This window comes from Pseudomonas abietaniphila (genome assembly GCF_900100795.1).
GTDB classification, from domain to species: domain Bacteria; phylum Pseudomonadota; class Gammaproteobacteria; order Pseudomonadales; family Pseudomonadaceae; genus Aquipseudomonas; species Aquipseudomonas abietaniphila.
In genome coordinates this window covers 69,021-89,010 of sequence record NZ_FNCO01000005.1, presented here as the reverse complement: position 1 = coordinate 89,010, position 19,990 = coordinate 69,021, and the positions used below count along the sequence as shown (strand labels likewise).

Annotated in this window: 18 protein-coding genes; 8 read left to right on the top strand and 10 right to left on the bottom strand. The window is 60.0% G+C overall.

What is annotated here, in order from left to right; translation table 11 throughout:
- The first annotated feature begins 123 nt into the window (after positions 1-123).
- The 3 genes from BLS87_RS11400 (at position 124) to BLS87_RS11390 (ending at position 2,908) form a co-directional block, all read left to right on the top strand.
- On the top strand, positions 124-828 hold the full coding sequence (locus BLS87_RS11400; RefSeq protein WP_074752598.1) for an HAD-IA family hydrolase: 705 nt from the start codon (positions 124-126) through the stop codon (positions 826-828).
- A gap of 70 nt (positions 829-898) precedes the next feature.
- Positions 899-2,182: an NAD(P)/FAD-dependent oxidoreductase gene (locus BLS87_RS11395; protein WP_074752597.1), complete on the top strand. Its 1,284-nt coding sequence runs from the start codon at positions 899-901 to the stop codon at positions 2,180-2,182.
- Positions 2,183-2,197: 15 nt separating this feature from the next.
- On the top strand, positions 2,198-2,908 hold the full coding sequence (locus tag BLS87_RS11390) for a cupin domain-containing protein (RefSeq protein WP_074752596.1): 711 nt from the start codon (positions 2,198-2,200) through the stop codon (positions 2,906-2,908).
- 488 nt (positions 2,909-3,396) lie between these two features.
- Here BLS87_RS11390 and BLS87_RS11385 read toward each other — a convergent pair whose 3' ends face one another.
- From BLS87_RS11385 to BLS87_RS11350, 8 genes are all read right to left on the bottom strand, one after another.
- Entirely contained in the window at positions 3,397-3,888 is a 492-nt protein-coding gene (locus BLS87_RS11385) for an Lrp/AsnC family transcriptional regulator (RefSeq protein ID WP_074752595.1), read from the bottom strand.
- Between the two features lie 38 nt (positions 3,889-3,926).
- Positions 3,927-4,613, bottom strand: a complete 687-nt coding sequence (locus BLS87_RS11380) for an HAD family hydrolase (RefSeq protein WP_074752863.1) — start codon at positions 4,611-4,613, stop codon at positions 3,927-3,929.
- Between the two features lie 89 nt (positions 4,614-4,702).
- On the bottom strand, positions 4,703-5,992 hold the full coding sequence (gabT, locus tag BLS87_RS11375; protein WP_074752594.1) for a 4-aminobutyrate--2-oxoglutarate transaminase: 1,290 nt from the start codon (positions 5,990-5,992) through the stop codon (positions 4,703-4,705).
- 216 nt (positions 5,993-6,208) lie between these two features.
- Positions 6,209-7,297, bottom strand: a complete 1,089-nt coding sequence (locus tag BLS87_RS11370; protein WP_074752593.1) for an ABC transporter ATP-binding protein — start codon at positions 7,295-7,297, stop codon at positions 6,209-6,211.
- 271 nt (positions 7,298-7,568) lie between these two features.
- Positions 7,569-9,029, bottom strand: a complete 1,461-nt coding sequence (locus BLS87_RS11365) for an NAD-dependent succinate-semialdehyde dehydrogenase (protein ID WP_074752592.1) — start codon at positions 9,027-9,029, stop codon at positions 7,569-7,571.
- Between the two features lie 251 nt (positions 9,030-9,280).
- On the bottom strand, positions 9,281-10,078 hold the full coding sequence (locus tag BLS87_RS11360; protein WP_074752591.1) for an ABC transporter permease: 798 nt from the start codon (positions 10,076-10,078) through the stop codon (positions 9,281-9,283).
- Complete coding sequence (locus BLS87_RS11355; protein WP_074752590.1) at positions 10,079-11,005, bottom strand: ABC transporter permease; 927 nt, start codon at positions 11,003-11,005, stop codon at positions 10,079-10,081.
- A gap of 11 nt (positions 11,006-11,016) precedes the next feature.
- Positions 11,017-12,069, bottom strand: coding sequence for an ABC transporter substrate-binding protein (locus BLS87_RS11350; protein WP_074752589.1), 1,053 nt, complete (start codon positions 12,067-12,069; stop codon positions 11,017-11,019).
- 393 nt (positions 12,070-12,462) lie between these two features.
- On the opposite strand from BLS87_RS11350, the gene bamJ reads away from it, so the two are divergent.
- The 5 genes from bamJ to BLS87_RS11325 all read left to right on the top strand — a co-directional run bounded on the left by bamJ (position 12,463) and on the right by BLS87_RS11325 (position 15,706).
- The gene (gene bamJ / locus BLS87_RS11345) at positions 12,463-13,257 is read left to right on the top strand and encodes a BamJ family beta-barrel-assembly machinery protein (protein ID WP_074752588.1); all 795 of its coding nucleotides are present in this window, start codon (positions 12,463-12,465) and stop codon (positions 13,255-13,257) included.
- A gap of 413 nt (positions 13,258-13,670) precedes the next feature.
- The gene (locus BLS87_RS11340) at positions 13,671-14,120 is read left to right on the top strand and encodes a YkvA family protein (protein WP_074752587.1); all 450 of its coding nucleotides are present in this window, start codon (positions 13,671-13,673) and stop codon (positions 14,118-14,120) included.
- A 142-nt stretch (positions 14,121-14,262) separates the two neighbouring features.
- The gene (locus tag BLS87_RS11335) at positions 14,263-14,613 is read left to right on the top strand and encodes a helix-turn-helix domain-containing protein (RefSeq protein ID WP_074752586.1); all 351 of its coding nucleotides are present in this window, start codon (positions 14,263-14,265) and stop codon (positions 14,611-14,613) included.
- Positions 14,610-14,984 (top strand): hypothetical protein, encoded by a 375-nt coding sequence (locus tag BLS87_RS11330; RefSeq protein WP_074752585.1) that lies wholly within the window; start codon positions 14,610-14,612, stop codon positions 14,982-14,984. The genes BLS87_RS11335 and BLS87_RS11330 overlap by 4 nt, the downstream gene beginning before the upstream one ends.
- A gap of 263 nt (positions 14,985-15,247) precedes the next feature.
- On the top strand, positions 15,248-15,706 hold the full coding sequence (locus tag BLS87_RS11325; RefSeq protein ID WP_074752584.1) for an REP-associated tyrosine transposase: 459 nt from the start codon (positions 15,248-15,250) through the stop codon (positions 15,704-15,706).
- A 139-nt stretch (positions 15,707-15,845) separates the two neighbouring features.
- Here the strand turns inward: BLS87_RS11325 and BLS87_RS11320 are convergent, their stop codons facing one another.
- Positions 15,846-17,639: a bifunctional diguanylate cyclase/phosphodiesterase gene (locus BLS87_RS11320; protein WP_074752583.1), complete on the bottom strand. Its 1,794-nt coding sequence runs from the start codon at positions 17,637-17,639 to the stop codon at positions 15,846-15,848.
- A 132-nt stretch (positions 17,640-17,771) separates the two neighbouring features.
- Positions 17,772-19,853 carry a carboxy terminal-processing peptidase gene (locus tag BLS87_RS11315; RefSeq protein WP_208605158.1) on the bottom strand — a complete coding sequence of 694 codons (2,082 nt, stop codon included), beginning with the start codon at positions 19,851-19,853 and terminating at the stop codon, positions 17,772-17,774.
- Between the last annotated feature and the right edge of the window lie 137 nt (positions 19,854-19,990).

Here is a 19,990-nt window from a genome sequence, read left to right as displayed (position 1 = left end):
GGTAGAAAAACAGTAGGTTATGCCTCCAGGGCAGGGCAAAACAGAATATTGCGCGAGAGAGCGGGCAGATAATGAGTCCGTCCAGTCAGTTTCACCCACACGACTTTTCTTGCGGAGCGCCCTATGTCTTTCAAGCAGTTCAAAGCCCTGACGTTCGACGTCGTCGGTACCCTGATCGATTTCGAGGCCGGCATCCTCGCCCACGTGCGTGAAGTCGCGGGTGACGCGGGCAAAGCCTGCAGCGATGACGACATTCTCAAAGCCTACCGTGAGGCGCGTGCCTCGACCGACTCCGGCTGGTGGCCCGATGACCTGGAGCGTTGCTACCACGTGATCGCTTCCAAGCTCGGCCTGCCAGACAACGATGACTACGCCAAGGGCCTGGCCCAGTCGGTGAAAAACTTCCCGGCATTTCCTGACTCGGTCGAAGCGCTCAAACGCCTGCGCAAACACTTCAAGCTGGTGGCGACCACCAACTCGCAGATCTGGGCGCTGGATCACATGGCAGAAACCCTGGATCAACCGTTCGACGTGCGCGTGACCGTTGATGACGTGCGTTTCGAGAAGCCCGATCCGCAGTTCTTTGCCTACGCCCGTGGCATTCTGGCGACCCAGGGCATCCTCTTCGAAAACATCCTGCACGTTGCTCAGAGTCAATACCACGACATCGGCGTCGCCATGCGTCTCGGTTACCAGACCTGCTGGATCGAGCGCCGTTTCGCTCAGAAGGGGACAGGCGGCACGCTGGAGTCCGAGCGCACCGAACCGCATTACCACTTCACGTCGCTGGCGCAATTGGCCGACGCGGTCGAGAAAGAACTGGGTTGAACCCCTCGGCGCTCTGGGCCTGCTCACCCCTGGCCATGGGCGCCAGTCCTCCTTTAGCCGAGACGCTGGCATGACTGTTCAGAGCTTATGGGCGGCCACCGCCCAACCTGCACCTGCGCTGCAATCGCTGGAAGGCGAACGTCAGTGCGACGTGGTGATCATCGGCGCTGGTTACACCGGCCTCTCGGCGGCGCGTCATATTGCTGAAAGCGGTCGCGAGCCGTTGATTGTCGAAGCCAACACCCTGGCGTGGGGTGCAAGCGGGCGAAACGGCGGTGTGGTCTCACCGAAGTTTCGTGTCGGGTTTTCCACCCTCATGTCGCGCTTTGGCCGCGACACCGCCTTACAGATGTACCGCACCGGCTACGCGGCGGTGGACAGTCTGGTCGAAACGGTGGAAACCCTGAGACTGACCGGGGCGAACCTGCAGATGGGAGGGCATATCGCTGCGGCGCACAATGTCCATGCGCTCGGCGGCCTGGAGTCGACCGCTCAGTGGATCAAGCGCGAAACCGGCGGGGAGTCATCGGTGATGATTTCCGCCGACCAGGTCCGCGAGATGACCGGCGCCGCGATCTTTGCCGGTGGCCTGCTGACGCCTCGAGCGGGCGGTATCCATCCCCTGAACTACGCCCGCGGGATCGCACAGCATCTGGTTGACCGGGGCGTGAAACTGTTTATCAACAGCCCGGCGCAGCAGGTCCGTCGTGAAGGGGATCGCGTCATCGTGCAGACGCCACAGGGACGTATCAGCGCCAGGCACGTGATCTATGCCACCAACGGTTACTCGGATCAGACCCGTGTAACCGACACCTTGCACCGTCGCCTGATTCCGTTCCGCAGCGCGATCATCGCCACCGAAGCCCTGCCTGCGTCTGTCCTCGCCACGATCATGCCGGGCGGCCAGGTGTGCGGAGACACCAAGCGCATGCTGCGCTGGTTCAGGGTGATCGGGGACCGTTTGATTTTCGGGGGGCGAGGTGCGTTTGGCAAAGACGATTCACAGAGTGCCTTCGATGATCTGCAACGCAGCATGGGGGTGGTCTTTCCCGTCCTGCGTGACCAGAGAATCGCCTATCGCTGGTCAGGTCTGGTCGCCATGACCCTGGATTACCTGCCCCACGCGGGGCAGCTGGACGATCGCAGTTTCTACGCCATCGGTTACAACGGCGGCGGGGTGGCGATGTCGACCTGGATGGGCAAACAACTCTCTGCCATGACGGCGGGCGAGAAGGTCGAACTCGGTCTGCTGGCAGGCGATCACTTCAACCCGATTCCCCTGCATGCTTTCCGCGCACCAGGTGTTCGCCTGGCGGCGGGTTGGCAGCAATTTCTTGATGTCATCGGACGATGAGCGAGCGTTAAGCGTATGCCACCGATTTTGCATTACTCCCATCCTCATTCTGACCGGCAGCTGCCCTGCGCGGCGTTTGCATTGCCAGGCGACCCACTGGCGGCGGGGCGGGTGATCCACTTCCACGATCCGTTACAAGGGTATGCCGCGGGCAGCAGTGTCAGCGTGGGCGCCAACCTGTTGATCGAGCGGTTTCCATGGGTCGAGCTGGGGGTTGTCGAAGCGGGCGAGCTGCGGTTGCAGGGCGATGGTTTCGACCTGCAACTCAACGCCGGCGATTGCTTCGTGGTGCCGCGTGGCATTGACGTTCGCTGGCATCATCGGGGGCAGTTACGTCGACTGTTCATGGCCTTTCCGGGACTCGAAGCGTGCTCGGACATGCCCAAGGTGCCGATCAGGCTTGACCTGTCCCAACCGCTCAGCGAAGCCAGTCCACCGGCCGCCAGCGTGCTGCTGACCCCGACGCCAAACGCCTGGAGTGAAACGCTGTTCAGCGTTGCCAACCTGCGTATCGGCCTGTGGCAATGCGAGCCCTACGCACGCAAGCAGGTTGAACCGGCTTACTCCGAATTGATGTTCATCCTGGAAGGCGCGGTGACACTCGCCGCCGGGCAAGGCAAGACTCACGTGGTACGTGCGGGAGAAACCGTGGTGGTGCCCAAGGGCGCTACCAACGCCTGGACCAGCGAAGACACCGTGCGCAAGGTGTTTTGCATTCTTGGGTGATTGCAGGTGCGTGTGCCTGGCCTGACATTATCTCCGTTTCGGACGGTATCGGTATTCAAGACAGCTCGCGGCTTTTGATTCTGGCCGCAGACCGTAGGAGCGTGGCTAGTCCCGCGATCTGCCGCGGAGCGGCAGCAAAGTCAGGCGACCCGGTTGTATCAGGCACTCCGCATGCACCGGTTTTGCTGCCGGTTCCCGGCAGATCGCGGGACAAGCCACGCTCCTACGCCCTGCGGGCAGAAGCGGGACAAGCCACGCTCTTACGCCCTGCGGGAAGAAGCGGGACAAGCCACGCTCCTACGCTCTGCGGGCAGAAGCGGGGTCGCCAGAGACGCCGGATTGCGATCTGACGGTATGCCGCCTACGGTTGATTCTGGCCGTAGGCCGTGGGAGCAAGCTTGCTCTGGGCCGCACTCGGACGATCTGGCGCGAAGCGGCAGCAAAGTCAGGCGGCTCGGCAGTACCTGACCCTGCGCTTGCATCAGCCTTCAAACCGCCCTGACCAGACTCCTCAACGGCACGGTGCTCTTGACCACGGGCGACTTGATCACGATGTAGCTGAAGTATTTTTCGATGCCGATGTTCTTGTCCAGGATCGACTCCATCAGCTCCTGATAATGCTGAATGCTGCTGCACAGGAATCGCACCAGGTAGTCATAACCGCCGCTGATCAGATGGCACTCCAGCACCTCATCGATGTTACGGATGCTCGACTCGAACTTCACGAAGTCGGCGCGCTTGTGATCTGACAGGGTCATTTCAGTGAAAACCGTCACGGAGTTGGCAAACTTGGCCAGATTGACGTGGGCTTCGTAGCCACTGATATAGCCCGCAGATTCGAGACGTTTGACGCGCTGCAGGCAGGGACTGGGCGACAGGCCGACGGCCTCGGCGAGGCTGACGTTGGTCATGCGCCCGTCTTTCTGCAACTGCACCAGAATGTTGATATCGATACGATCGAGCTTGGTTGCAGCGTCCATTGATCAGTCCTCGCAATGTCAAATCCGGGCCGTCGGTCTCAGGCGTGCAATGCCATTTGATGGGCATGTGCAAGGTCAGCGAGGCTGGCGTATTCACAGCGCTTGCCATCCATTGCCTGAGGCGAATGGTTCCACGGCAGGTTATGGCCGCGGCGTAGCGTGCACACCGGAAAGTCCACCCGATCGGTCCACGGGTCGTCGGCTTCCGTACTGCGCACCGGTAACAACGCTGAACGCTCCAGGCCCAGGCGGTGCAGCTCGCTTTCAAGGCTGCGGTGCCAGTCGTCGTCGCAGGGTTCGATGATTGCATCGAATTCGACCGGCAGACGACGGCTGAGGGCTGTCACATCAATCCCGTGAGGTGGGGCGATCAGTATCAAACGGTAGAACTTGCTCAGGTACTGAAGGGCACCTGGAGCATCCTCGAAAATCGGCCACTGGGAGGAAGAGCTACTGAACGCCACACTTTCATCCCAGCCCGGGATGATTTGCAATTGTTGCGCCACCCGTTGGTAAAGCTGACCGTGAAAAGCCGTCGCGCTCACCGGCATCGCCCGTGCGCCAAGCTCCTCTGCCACCTGTCGATATGCGTTCAGCAATTGCGCGTCGCTGGTCACGGATTCACTTTGCACTGCCAGCGGTCGCAGGCCTTCGAGAATGCCCCGTTCACGATCAACCAGGGTGGCAAATGACAGGCCCAACGCCTTGTACTGCGTAACTCTCATGATCTGCTCCAGAGTAAGGCTTTCGCGCATCCATTAACCTTCAAGCCCAAGGCCCGACACTGCGTCACCAGATCGGGCCGACACCTCGCTCAGCAGGCGGCAGCCAATGCCTTCTCCAGCATCTGCAGCGCCTCGGTCACCTGCTCCGGCGTCGTCACCAGCGGTGCGAGGAAGCGCACGACGTTACGGTGCACACCGCACTTGATCACCAACAGACCGGCGTGGCGGGCTTCGTCGATGACCTTTTGCGCCAGCGCGGCATCAGGGGTCTGCGCCGCATCGTCAGCGACCATTTCGATGGCCTGCATGAAGCCCAGGCCACGGACATCGCCGATTCTCGGGTAGCGTTTTTGCAGGGCCTGCAAACCTTCTTTCAGTTGCGCCGCCAGTTTCTCGCCTTGTGCCAGCAGATCCTGCTCTTCGAACAGGTCGAGCACGGCCAGTGCCGCAGCACAAGCCACTGCGTTGCCGCCGTAGGTCCCGCCCAGACCGCCGGGCGTTGGAGCATCCATGATGTCTGCGCGACCGACCACGCCGGACAACGGCATACCGCCGGCCAGACTCTTGGCCACCGTGACCAGGTCAGGCTGGATGTCAGCATGCTGGAAGCCGAACATCGTGCCGGTACGCCCGAATCCTGCCTGGATTTCGTCGAGGATCAGCACGATGCCGTGTTGGGTGCAGCGTGCGCGCAGGGCTTGCAGGAAGGCCTTGGGAGCGGCCAGGAAACCGCCGTCGCCTTGAACAGGCTCGATGATGATGGCGGCCACACGGTCCGGTGCGACGTCCGTGGCGAACAGTTCATCGAGCTCGGCCAGGGCGTCGTCGCTGCTGATGCCGCGATAGGCATTCGGGTAAGTCGCGTGGTAGATCTCGGCGGGGAAGGGGCCGAAGTTCTGTTTGTAGGGTTGACTCATGCCGGTCAGCGTCACGCCGAGCAAGGTGCGTCCGTGGAAGCCTCCGCGAAAGGAAATCACCGCCGTCCGGTGGGTGTGGCCACGGGCGATTTTGACGGCATTTTCTACCGCCTCGGCCCCCGAGGTGAACAACACGCTTTTGTAGTGCGCGTCGCCGCCGATCATTTTGTTCAGCCGGGCGGCGACTTCAATGTAGTTCTCATAGGCAACCACCTGGAAACTGGCATGGGAGATCTCCCCGACCTGACGGCGCACCGCCTCAACGACTTTTGGATGATTATGACCAACGTTGAGTACGCCGATACCGCCGACGAAATCCAGATAGCGCTTGCCATCGACGTCCCACAACTCGGCGCCCTGCGCTTTTGCGGCAACGATCGGGTGAGCCGTGGCAATGCCGCGAGGCACGTGTTGCTCGCGCAGGGCCAGCAGGCGTTGGTTTTCAGTCAGTGCAGAATTCATCTCGATCTCCGTGATCGCCGAGGTTGGCGGTTGATGTGATCAGGATAAGGATTGGCCGGAACCACAAGCGCTGAACTTGGGGCGGGCAGCGCTGTGATCGACTGTTTTGAGGGGGCGTTACGAAATATTTCGCTGCGGTGACTGTTGCGGGTGAGGGGGGGGACGATCGCTCCCTCGCGCAGGGATGGAGCGATCAGCAAGACACGATGACCAGCGTCAAACCCCGGCGCGCGGCACCACGATGGTGTCTTCCGGGTGCAGTCGCATCATCATCGGGGAACCAATCGGTGGCAGCGACAGGTTGCCTTCGTGGTGGCTCGGCTGGCGCAGGCTGACGGTCGGTCCCCCTTCCAGATCCACGAACACTTTCAGGCTCTCACCCTGGAACACAATGTCCGAAACACGACCGCGCAAGCGATTCCACTCGGGGCCGCAGCTGTCGTTATCCAGCAGCAGCTTTTCTGATTGCAGCGCCAGGAAGACATCCCCTGACGGCGGTATCGGGCGAGTCGTGCGCAGCGCCGTAGCGCCCAACGTCAGACCGTTGTCGGCGCCACGTTGCAGTGGCACCAGCGTGCTTTCACCGATGAAGCTGGCCACGAAATCGTTGGCCGGATGATCGTGCAGACGACGGGGCGTATCGACCTGCACCAGCTCACCGCCGCGCATGATCGCGATGCGGTCGCTCATGGTCAGGGCTTCGCGTTGATCGTGGGTCACGTAGATCATGGTCGCGCCCAGCCGCTTGTGCAGGGCACGCAGTTCGATCTGCATGATCTCGCGCAATTGCTTGTCCAGTGCCGACAGAGGTTCATCCATCAGGATAAGTTTGGGCTCGAAGACGATCGCACGGGCCAGGGCCACGCGCTGGCGCTGGCCGCCCGAGAGCGCCGCGATATTGCGGTCTTCGTAGCCCGACAGCTCAACGGTCGCCAAGGCGCTCTTGACCCTGTCCCGGCTCTTGCTCGCGCTTTCGCCACGCGCGCGCAGCGGGAAGGCCACGTTTTCGCCGACGGTCATGTGCGGGAACAACGCGTAGTTCTGAAACACCACGCCGATTTCGCGCTTGTGCGGCGGCATCAAGGTGACGTCGCGTTCACCGAAGAAAATGCTCCCGGAGCTGACCCGGATAAACCCGCCGAGAATACTCAACAGCGTGGTCTTGCCGGACCCCGAAGGCCCCAGCAAGGACATGAATTCCCCGGCTTCCACCTTGAGATCCACATTGTTCAGCGCCTTGAGGTTGCCGTAGTGTTTGCACACCTTGTTCACGCTGACCGATTCAAAACCTTCAGTGAAATTCATTAAGCGTCCTCCTCTGCAGAGCCGGGGGTTACCCGTACCGTCTGCTAGTCATCTGAACACAGGCCCAAGCCTGGTTCGTGCCGTTTTGGGGCGTCGGACCGACAGGATCTGCTGTCCGACATAGCCGATATCTCACGCTTGTTCCAAGCGTGCTTGTCTGGGTTACATCGCGACGATGGCAGCGTGTCAGTGAATAAAATGTGCCTGAGACACCGCAATCGCGGGCAAGCGCGCTCCTACAGGTATGCGGTGCTTAAGAGAAGGGCATCCATTAACCCAACCCGCCGATGTGCCAGGCCTTCACTTCAAGGAACTCATCCAGCCCGTACTTGGAACCTTCGCGACCGGTGCCCGATTGCTTCATGCCACCGAAGGGCGCGACTTCCATTGAAATGATCCCGGTGTTCAACCCGACCATGCCGAATTCCAGGCGTTCGCCGACGCGCCAGGCGCGGCGCATGTCCTGGGTGAAGTAGTAAGCGCCGAGCCCGTAAGGCGTGGCGTTGGCCAGGGCCAGTGCCTCGTTTTCGTCCTTGAAGCGGAACAACGGCGCGACGGGGCCGAAGGTTTCTTCGGTGGCCAGCAGCATGTCGGCGTTGGCGTCGCGCAACACGGTGGGCTGCACGTAAAGCCCTTCGCCCTGAGGGACTCCGCCAATCGCGAGGGTGGCGCCTTTTTCCAGCGCATCGTTGACGTGCCGGGCCACTTTGTCGACGGCTGCCGCGTTGATCAGCGGGCCGATGGTGACGCCGCTTTCCAGGCCGTCACCCACTTTCAACTCGGCCACTGCAGCGCTCAGGCGCTCGGCGAAACGGTCGTAAATACCGTCCTGCACCAGAATCCGGTTGGCGCAGACGCAGGTCTGTCCGGCGTTGCGGAACTTGCTCTGCATGACACCGGCGATGGCCAGATCCAGGTCGGCATCGTCGAACACGATGAAAGGGGCATTGCCGCCCAGCTCAAGGCTCAGACGCTTGATGGTCGCCGCGCACTGGCTCATCAGCAGTTGACCGATGCGGGTAGAGCCAGTGAACGACAGCTTGCGCACGGCGGGGTTGGCGGTCATCTCGCCGCCGACACCTGCGGGCATGCCGGTCAGTACGTTGAACACGCCCGCTGGGATACCCGCGCGCTCGGCGAGGACGGCCAGCGCGAGGGCCGACAGCGGTGTCATGTCCGAGGGTTTGACCAGCACGGTGCAGCCTGCTGCCAGCGCCGGCGCGCATTTGCGGGTGATCATCGCGTTGGGGAAGTTCCACGGCGTGATCGCCGCGACCACACCGATCGGTTGCTTGAGCACCAGAATGCGTCGATCGGCAGCCGGCGCCGGAATGGTGTCGCCATAGATGCGTCTGGCCTCTTCGGCGAACCATTTGACGAAACTCGCGCCGTAGGCGATTTCACCGCGAGACTCGGCCAGCGGCTTTCCCTGTTCGGCGGTCATGATCAGTGCCAGGTCTTCCTGGTTTTCCATGATCAGGGCGAACCAGGTCTCCAGGTAACGCGCACGTTCTGCCGCCGGCACTTCACGCCATGACGCGAATCGCGCTTCGGCGGCTTCGATGGCGCGGCGGGTTTCGCTTGCCTGAAGCGCCGGAACGCGCGCGATGACACTGCCGTCGGCGGGGTTGGTCACGTCGAGGGTCGCGCCGTCATCGGCCTCGATCCAGGCGCCGTTGGCATAGGCGCGCTCGACAAGCAGGGAAGGGTCACGCAGTTGGCTTTTCAACATGATCGGGGGCCTTGAGGGTGCGAACGATGGCTTCATTGTAAAAACGCTCGCCCAGTGGCCGATGCCGAGATCAAGGGTTGGGCGGGTGATTGATGCTGAATTGCGAGAATTGACGGCAGGCTGTGCTGGGGCCGAAACACGACGGCCCTTGTAGGCGCGCGCGTGCCCGCGATTGCGGCGTGTCAGCGAGAAAAAAGATTGACTGACACACCGCGATCGCGGGCACGCGCGCTCCTACCGTTGCGAGGGTCTCAACCCTGCTTGTTGCGCCCGGCAATCACCACCAGGATCAACGACGCCAGGATCAGGATCGAACTGATGGCCGCGATGGTCGGGTCGATCTCGTCGCGCAGGGCCGTGAACATGCGCTTGGTCAGGGTCTGGTTGTCGCCGCCGGAGATGAACAGGGCCACCACGGTCTCATCCAGGGAGGTGATGAAGGCAAACAGCGTGGCCGAGACCACGCTCGGTTTGATCTGCGGCAGGGTCACGGCCAGGAACGCCCGAAAGCGGTTCATGCCCAGGCTGCGGGCAACCATTTCCTGAGACATGTCGAAGTTACGCAACCCCGCCAGCAGCGCAATGATCACGTAAGGCAGCGCCAGCATGATGTGCGCCAGCACCAGCCCGGTCATGGTGCTGATCAGACCTACGCGTGCGTAAACGAAGAACACCCCCGCTGCGATAAGGATGATGGGGACCATCATCGGCAGCAGCAGAATGATCTGCAGCGTGCGCACGATCTTCAGGCTCGAATTGTTGATGGCGTACGCTGCGGCCATGCCGATCGGCAGGCTGATCACCATGGTGAAAAACGCGGTGATCAGACTGACGCGTGCGGCCGACATCCACTCCACACTGTTGAAGAACGCTTCGTACCAGTGGAGTGACCACTGCTTGGGCGGGAACTGCAAGAAGCGCGCTTCGGAAAACGACATCGGGACGACGATCAGCACGGGGATGATCAGGTACAACAGGATCGCGGCCACCACCACCGTGAACAGCAGGTGCGAGACTTTGAGGTGACGCAGGTTGGCAAGCAGGTTCATTTAGCGCGCTCCCAGAATGCGTTCGATGGGGATGAAGCGGTTGATGCCCCAGAAGATCAGGAACACCACGAACAGCAGCACCAGGCCGACTGCGCTGGCCGCGCCCCAGGCGTGGTAAAGCTCGACGTTGCGTTGCACCAGCATCGACACCAGGATCGTGCGGCCACCGCCCAGCAGTTCAGGGGTGATGAAAAAGCCCAGGCAGATCACGAACACCAGAATGGAACCCGCCATGATCCCCGGGGCGGCCATCGGCAAAAACACCCTGCGGAAGGTATAGAAGGGTTTGGCGCCCAGACTCTCCGAGGCCTGCATCAGGTCTTGCGGAATCTTCTTCATGACCGAATACAGCGGCAGGACCATGAAAGGCAGCATCACATGCAACGTGCCGATCACGGTGCCGGTGGTGTTGTGCATCAGGTTGAGCGGCTGATCGATGATGCCCAGGTCGATCAGTGTCTGGTTGACCAGGCCGCGACGCTGCAGCAGCACCAGCCAGGCGTAAGAGCGCACCAGCACGCTGGTCCAGAACGGCAGGATCACGCAGATCAGCACCAGATTGGCCCAGAAGCCATGAAGTCGCGACGCCGCGTAGGCAATGGGAAAGCCCATGAAGATGGACAGAATCGTGACCATGAAACTGATCTTGAAGGTCAGCGCAAACGTGTCCCAGTAGATCGTCTCCTGAAAAATCCTGGCGTAGTTGGCCAGGGAAAATCCCTCTTCGGTCTGAACGGACTGAAACGCCAGCCAGCACAGCGGCATGATCAGCAGAACCACCACCATCACCAGCGCCGGCGTGAGCAGCAACAGCATCGAGGTGTTTTCCTTGCGCTCCTCACGTGCCAGCGCGTGTTCACTGGTCAACGGCGGCGCAAGCGGATCGCTGGAGTCAGGCAGGGATTTGGCGAGATATGCATTGGACATAGGTCCTCCCATTACTTTTTCTGAACGAAGGACAACCAGCGCTCTTCGGCTTTGACGCCCGCATCCGACGCCCACCATTGGGCGGAAAGCAGCGCCTGGCGCGACAGGTTTTCCGGAGCCGACGGCAGCTTGGCTTCACGCTCGGCCGGTATCACGCCGGTCTTGAAAGCTTCCGGATTCAGCGGACCGTAATCGATGATCATCGGCAGCGCGGCCTGTAGCTTTGCGTCGATGGCTTCATTGACGAATTTCATCGCAGCCGCCTTGTGCGGGGTGCCCTTGAGCACGCACAGCGAGTTGGTTTCCAGTACGCCCTGGTTGTAATCGAACGCCACCGGGGCGCCTGCGGCCTGTACCGCACTGATGCGACCGTTCCAGGCCTGGATCATGTCCACTTCGCCGTCGCTGATCAGTTGTGCGGACTGGCCACCCGAGGTCCACCAGGTCGCGATGTCCGGTTTGATTTGCTCAAGCTTGCGGAAGGCCCGGTCGACGTCCAGCGGATAGAGTTTATCGGCGGGCACGCCGTCGGCCATCAGCGCTATCTCCAGCGTAGGGCGAGGCAGGTTACGCAGCGAGCGTTGGCCGGGGTATTTTTTCGTATCCCAGAAATCGGCCCAGGTCTTGGGCGCTTCCTTGCCTTTGAACGCATCGGTGCGATAGGCAAGCACGGTGGAATAGCTGATGTAGCCGACGCTGTAGTCATCTTTCAGATTGGCGGGCAACTGTGCGGCATTTGGGATCAGGCTCGGGTCGAGTTTTTCGAACAGACCTTCGGCCTCACCGCGAATGCAGTCACCGGTGGGCAGGTCCACCACATCCCACGTGACCTTGCCGCTTTCAACCTGAGTCTTGATGACAGGGTATGCCTTGGGCGAGCTGTCTTGCTTGAGCGTCAGCCCCAGTCGTTTTGCCGCGGGTTCCAGGATCGCCTTGCTCTGGGCTTCTTGATAGGCGCCACCCTGGGACACGAATGTGATGTCTTCGGCAAACGCCTGAGAAGTGCCACCGATCAGCAGCGCCAGGCTCGCCAGTCTGAAAACTTTGCTACGCGTTTTATTCATGTGAAGACTCCGGATGGTTGGCAGATTTCATAAGCGAGCTGGAGGTTTTGTTATCGGTCGCTCTGCGGGACCATGCTCACTTAATGTACTGGCTTGTCCATGCGCGAAGAGGGCATAAATGCGCGGCTGAAAAGTGCTTTATTGCGAAATAGTGAACCGTGACGGCATCTCCTGCGTTTACCGCCGCCGGACGATTCCTGCGCCCGAAATGCTTTTTTCTGACAGTGGCCTGAACCAAAACTGAACGGTTTTCTCGATGGAACAAGAAAACCTTTGGTTACCTGAACTTATCTGCCTTTTCCCCCTCTCATGCCGGTAGCCATTGATCGCGGCGGCCTGATAAGCTCGCGGCTTTACTCGTTTGCCCTATTGGCGCATGAACAAGGAAACAGGATGAAACAGCATCGGTTGGCAGCGGCGATTGCCCTGGTCGGTCTGGTACTCGCGGGCTGCGATAAGCAAGCCAGCACAGTAGAGCTGAAAACCCCGGCACAAAAAGCCTCTTACGGCATCGGCTTGAACATGGGCAAAAGCCTGGCTCAAGAGGGCATGGACGATCTGGATTCCAAAGCCGTAGCGCTGGGTATCGAAGACGCCGTCGGCAAGAAAGAGCAGAAGCTCAAAGACGAAGAGCTGGTCGCAGCCTTCGGCGAGCTGCAGAAGCGTGCTGAAGAGCGCATGGCCAAAATGAGCGAAGAGTCGGCAGCTGCCGGCAAGAAATTCCTCGAAGAAAACGGCAAGCGCAAGGAAGTCACGACCACCGCTTCCGGCCTGCAATACGAAATCATCAAGAAGGCTGACGGTCCGGTACCCAAGCCTACTGACGTCGTGACCGTTCACTACGAAGGCAAGCTGACTGACGGCAAAGTGTTCGACAGCTCGGTTGAGCGCGGTAGCCCGATCGATCTGCCGGTCAGCGGTGTGATCCCGGGTTGGGTCGAAGGCCTGCAACTGATGCACGTCGGCGAGAAGATCAAGCTCTACATTCCTAGCGAACTGGCTTACGGCGCGCAAAGCCCAAGTCCAATGATTCCGGCCAACTCGGTGCTGGTATTCGATCTGGAACTGCTGGGTATCAAGGACCCGGCTGCTGCAGGTAACGACGCCGCTGGCGGCGCTGCCGGCGCGGACGAGGAAGAAGACGCTGCACCGGCTCCAGAACCTGCGAAGCCTGCAGCCAAGAAGTAATCGACACCTCGATTGCCGCTTGTACGAAATGCCCCGTCTAGACGGGGCATTTTCATTTTTGTCGAAAAGAAATCGAACCGGGCAGGGTGGCTAGAGTCCCAATACCGTTGGCGGACCGGGCAAATGTCGAGATTTTTTGTCGATACGCAGAGTCTTAAAGCAAGGCTCGGTAGCCTCGACATCCACCCAAGTCAACGGTTTTTACGTTTAGTGATATGAGTAAAAAACGCGCGATTTAAGCAAAACCCCTATGGCACGGGCGCTCCAGCGCCGAATAGCGGGTCTGTTCACAAGGTTATCCACAATTTGTGTGGATAACCTTGTTTGCGTGAGGCTCCCTGTTTGGATGAGGGGTCTTCCCACCGTAGCGATTGACCGTCAGGTCGATTTTTATCGATATCGCTGGAGTGAATATGAAAGCACCCTGGAACTTCATTCGTTACCTGCCCATGGCCAAGCGGCTGATGGCGGCAGGCCGGTTGCCCGCTTTGTTGTTCGCTGTGGCGGGCAAGGCTGCCAGTGAAGGCAACCGGTTAGGAAAGCTCAAGGACGATCTGAAACTGCTTCAGGCGCTCTGTCTGGCCTACTGGCGGGGCGAGTATCGCGCCATCAGTGGCAAGGCAATCTTGTCGGTGGTCGCGGGGCTGATGTATTTCCTCAGTCCGCTGGATGCGATTCCCGACTGGATACCCGGTCTGGGCATGCTCGATGACATCGCCGTTCTGGCTTGGGTAATGAAAAACCTCGAGGCCGAGCTCAATGCATTCCGCGCGTGGCGCGCGCGTCAGAACCCCGAGAAACTGGCGGTGGTCGAGCGGTTGCCGCCAACACCGAGGTTGCTGGAGCAAGAAAAGAAAGATTGATCCAAAAAACCTTCGGAAAAAGTCGCATCTGAGAAAGCCGTGTCGATCAGGTGCACGCAAGTTCTGCCCTTCCACTGTTAAGATGCCGCCAATACAAAGAAAAAGACTACAAGAAACAGTTTTTTGTCCTACAGGGGGTGGTATGGATCTTCAGGTTATTTCTCGCGATGGAGAGCCGGAATACGCGGTGCTGCCTTGGGCGCAGTATCAGGCGTTGTTGCAGGCGGCTGGCGGCGTCCAGTCGCAGAATCCCGCTTGCGTTGCTCAGCCTGTCGATTCAGCCGCTTCTGCTTCCAACGACTATCCCTCTTTTGATCAGTTAGGCCCGCTGCGTCAGGCCAAGGGACTGGAGCTGGCGCAACTTGCCCGCGCAGTGGGTATCAGTCCTTCCTACCTGGCGTTGATCGAGAACGGCACGCGCCAGCCGGACGCGGCTATTCTACGAAGCCTGGCCTGGGAGTTAGGCGTCCCTGGCTGGCGAGGTGAGCCGTGAGCGTGCGCATCAGCCGTCAGCATTGGGACGCGCTGTTGGCCGAGCTGGATCTGGCGCGTCGGCAACGGCATCTGGTGACTTACCGCGCGCTATTGGAACGCCTGCAACTCCCCACGCCGGCTATGCAAACCCTGACCGCAGCCCTCGAACACCTCGCTGCCATCGATGCCCGCGCCGAGCAACCGTTGCGCAGTTCGCTGGTCATCAGCCAGGGCGCCAGCCGCCTGCCACGCACCGGCTTCTTCGAATGCGCCGAACGCCTCGGGCGTTTTTCAGGCCCCTCCGACGGCGTCGCCGCAGCGTCGTGGCATGCCTCTGAAGTGGTCCGCGTGTTCGAGTTCGAGTACCCGGAAGAGGCGAAGCCGGAGTAAATCTTAAGTCGTTCACTGCCCGTAACTGCGAAATCGTGTCAGTCCAGCTGCATCGATGTTGGCTGACACACCGCGTTCGCCAGCAAGCCGGCTCCTACAGGCATCCGGCGTCAGGGACCATGAAGATACGCCGACACGATGGGTTTAACCGCCGCGATCGGGCGAGCACGGCGGGGCATTCACATCCTGAAGCAGATCGTTAACACCAGTTTGAACTCGCCGCTGTACGCTTTTTGTCTTCTCATCCGACAAAGAGCAAGCGAATGACAGAGATCTACCATGGCGCTCAACTTCGCAGCGGTCGTTACTCTCAAAACGGCCAGATCTATCTGATAACCGCCGTCACTTATAACCGTGAACCGTTCTTTAATGATCTAAGAGCGGGGCGGTTGTTGGTGCATCAATTTCGTCAGGCGCAATTGGACTGCTGGGTAGAGTCATTAGCCTGGGTCGTGATGCCGGATCATTTTCACTGGCTAATTGACCTTAGACACAGCGACCTTTCTACCCTGGCATTGGCAACCAAATCCCGTGCGGCCCGCAACATCAATGCGCACCTGAAACGATCAGGCCAATTCTGGCAAAGAGGCTTTCATGATCGGGCTCTTAGACGAGAAGAAGATGTACTGACGGTCGCTCGCTATATCCTTGCCAATCCGTTACGCGCGGGGCTGGTCAGGCGGGTTCATGACTACTCTTTGTGGGATGCAATCTGGGTTTGAATAAGGCAGCAGTCTGTAGGGGCTGGATGCCTCCGTCTTACCGATACGCGCCTGCGCTTGCGTCTGTAGGAGCCGGCTTGCTGGCGAATGCGGTGGCGCTGGAACGTATAGGGTGTCTGACACCGCGCGACGATGGGGATCAACTCCCCGAAATCGCCTGATTCAACGCAGCCATCACTTCCACCGCCAGCGTGTCGATCACATGCACGCTGGCGCCGATTACGTCTTTGGCGTGGTGTTTGGCCTGTGAGGCGAGTTCGGCCAGTTGGCTGGCGTCCAGGCTGCTGCAGACCTCTGGGTGCAGGTGCACCACGCCGACCGACAACGACAGCAGCGCAAATTCCTGGCGTTGACCCTGGCGGTTGAGGGCGACGAAGCAGCCCGCTTCCAGATGCTCGGCGCGGTAGAAGCGTCGGCACTGGTTCTGAAAATCTTCCAGCAGCAGGTTCAAACGTTTGCGCCAGTCGTCTGAGCCTAGCACCATCAGGAAATCGTCGCCCCCGATATGGCCGACGAAGTCGCGGCTGGGATCGATGCGGTCGTTCAGGCATTGCGCCAGGCACAACAACACTTCATCGCCCCGGCCGTAACCGTAGATGTCGTTGAAGGGTTTGAAGCTGTCGATGTCGACGTAGCAGATCATCGACTCGCGGCCCTGTTGCAGCAAGCGCGTCAGGCACTGCTGGATCGGCACGTTGCCCGGCAGCAGGGTCAGTGGATTGGCGTAGCGGGCTTGCTGGATCTTCAGCTCGGTGATCAGCTTAAGAACGTCGATCACCCGGCCCAGCCCCAGATACACGCCGTGCTGCATGATGATGAAATCTTCTTCGATGCGTTGCCGCGCACGGCTGGTGATCAATCGGCTGACCTGTTGCAACGACTGGCTCAACTCCACCGCTAGGAAGTCGTCGCTCATCAGTCGGCTGATGGGCTTGCGCGCGTAGATCTCGGTCGCGAACGGCTGCAGGAGAACGTCCGACAAGGTGTGCCGGTGGACGATGCCGATCGGGTGCTGTTGGTCATCCAGCACCGCCAGAGAATTAAGGTTCGCCTGCTTGCGAAAGGCCTCCAGCACCGCGGCCGTCGGCGTGGTTTGCTGCACCGCGGGCACCGAGTTGAGGAGTGCGCTCAGGTCGCTGCCTTCTTCAGTCAGCACCACGGCCGTGGGGTCGATCTTGGGCAGCAGCGCACGGGCATCGCGCGGCGGGTGTTCTTGCGGGCGGCACAGCAAATAGCCCTGGACCAGCTCGACGCCCATGTCGATCAGCACCGCCAGCTCTTCTTGCAGCTCGATGCCCTCGGCGATGACCAGTGCCCGCGAGGCTTTGGCCATCTGCAACATGGAGCCGACGAATTCGCGCTTCACGGCATCCTGATGAATACCGTCGATGAAGTGCCGATCGATCTTGACGTAATCCGGACGCAATTCGGACCACAGCCGCAGGCTCGAGTAGCCGGCGCCCAAGTCATCCAGCGCAATCGAAAACCCCATGTCGCGGTAGTGGTAAAGCGCGTTGTACAGCAGGCCAAAATCATCGGTGGGCGTCTGCTCGGTCAGCTCGATCACCACTTGGCTCGGCGGAATGCCATAGCGCTGTAAAAGCTGAAGCGTGCGCCCCGGTGGGTGCGAAGGCTCCAGAAGCGATTCGGGCGAGATGTTCAGGAACAGTTTGCCTTCCAGCTTCTGCTCGCCGAAGCGACGACAAGCGGACTCGCGACAGGCCAGTTCCAGTTCACTCAGGCGACCGGCCTGGCGGGCCACGGCGAACAGACTGACAGGGGAGTGCAGCGCGCTGTTGGACGGACCTCGGGTCAGGGCTTCGTAGCCGAGAATACGACGGTCCGACAGCGACACAATCGGTTGGAACAGACTGGACAAGTCGCGGTGAGTCAGAATCGCACTCAATGCGCTCAGCTGTTCGGTCACGGTCATGGCTATCTCGGGGCAAGAAAAAGGGGCTCGACGCCTGTAGCGCCGAGCCCCCGTATTTCACGACAGATTCATGACTGTTTGATGACGATTTGCCACCATCTCGTCATCTTTCATGACGAGCCGATCACGGTTTTACTTTTTTGCGACGGAACCACTCAGGCCCAGGTAATCGATGAGGATTCGCCCGGTTTCGGCTAGGTAAGCGTCGTCTTCCGGTTTGGTCTTGTCGTCATCCACCGGCAGCGCGTCTTCGTCTTCTTTCTTCAGCTCTTTGAGCGGCTCTTCGCCCTTGGCCTTGCGACGGGTGTTTTCCATCACCAGTTGCTTGCTCTCGACGTCGGCGTGCTCGGAGCGACGCTCGGCTTCGTTGAGGCTGACGGTTTTTTCGCTCATCAGTTTCTTGGCCAGCGCCAGCTTCTGCTCGACGAACACGAACTCGGCGTCTTTGGCCGAACGCACGTCGTGACGCGATTGCAACTGGGCCAGGAACGGTTTGAACGGGTCCACCGCCGGCTTGATGGCAGGCTTGATGGTGTCGTAGGTCATCGCTTCAGGCAGCGCGCTTTCGCCGATTTCCTTGGTGTCGATGATCGACGGGTAGGCGATGTCCGGGAGAACGCCCTGATGCTGGGTGCTCTGACCGGAAACCCGGTAGAACTTGGCCAGTGTCAGTTTGAGTTCGCCGTGGTTCAGCGGCTGGATGGTCTGCACGGTGCCTTTGCCGAAGGTCTGGCCACCGATGATCAGCGCGCGGTGATAGTCCTGCATGGCGCCGGCGAAAATCTCCGAAGCCGAGGCGGACAAGCGGTTGACCAGCAGCGCCATCGGGCCTTTGTAGAATGCGCCGCTGTTCTCGTCTTCCAGCACGTCGACCTTGCCGTCTGCGTTACGCACCAGCACGGTCGGACCTTTGTCGATGAACAGGCTGGTCAGCTCGGTGGCTTCCTGCAGCGAACCACCGCCGTTGTTGCGCAAGTCGATGACCACGCCGTCGACTTTCTCCGACTGCAACTCGGTCAGCAGTTTCTTCACGTCGCGGGTGGTGCTCTTGTACTCAGGATCGCCCGCGCGGTAGGCCTTGAAGTCCAGGTAGAACGCAGGGATCTCGATCACGCCGAGCTTGTAATCCTTGCCATCCTGGTTCAGGTGCAGGATCGACTTCTTGGCCGCTTGCTCTTCGAGCTTCACGGCTTCGCGGGTGATCGACACGATCTTGGTGGTCTGATCGTTCGGCGCGTTGCTCGCCGGGATGATTTCCAGGCGCACCACCGAGCCTTTCGGACCACGGATCAGCTTGACCACTTCGTCCAGACGCCAGCCGATCACGTCGACCATCTCTTTGTCGCCCTGGGCGACGCCGATGATCTTGTCAGCCGTCGCCACTTGTTTGGTCTTGGCGGCAGGGCCGGCCGGAACCAGACGGACGATCTTGACGTTGTCGTTGTCGCTTTGCAGGACGGCACCGATGCCTTCCAGCGACAAGCTCATGTTGATGTCGAAGTTTTCCGCGCTGTCAGGTGACAGGTAGTTGGTGTGCGGATCGTAGGACATCGCGAAGGTGTTCAGGTACGCCTGGAAGATGTCCTCGCTGCGGGTCTGACCCAGACGCGCCAGCTGGTTCTTGTAGCGCTTGGTCAGGGTTTCCTGAATCTTCGCCGGGTCTTTGCCCGCGATCTTCAGGCGCAGAACCTCGTCCTTGACGCGCTTGCGCCACAGGTCATCCAGTTCGGCTTCGTTCTTTGGCCAAGGGGCGTCCTTGCGATCAACCAGCAGGGTTTCCTGCGTGTTCAGGTCGATCTTGTCGACGCCTTTACTCAATTGGGCCAGCGCGAAATCCAGACGCGACTTGATGCGGTCCAGGTAGCGCTTGTAGATAGTGAATCCCGGGTTCAGGTCGCCGCTCTTGAGGAAGTCGTCGAACTGAAAACGCCATTTGTCGAACTCAGCGATGTCACTGGCCAGGAAATAGCTGCGAGCAGGGTCCAGCAGTTTCAGATAGCTCTGATAGATGATTTCCGAGCGCTTGTCGTCCAGCGGCGGCTTGCTGTAGTGGTGGCGTTTAAGCAGCTCCACGACGTTCAGGCTGGCGATGACCTCATCGCGATCAGGCTGAAGGTTGTCCCAGCTGTTGGCTGCAAATGAGCTGGCTGACATCGGCAAAGCGGCCAGGCCAATGAGTAATGCAAGGGTGGTGCTGGGCAATAATTGCTTCATGCTGATTCGACGCGGGGACAATTGATAACGCATATTAGGCCGTCTTAAAGATCGCCGGTTCCCATGGGCGCCGGTCGCATAATGCAAGAAAGCCAGGTCGCATCGAAGCGCGCTGGCTCAGTCAAGACTCACTATGG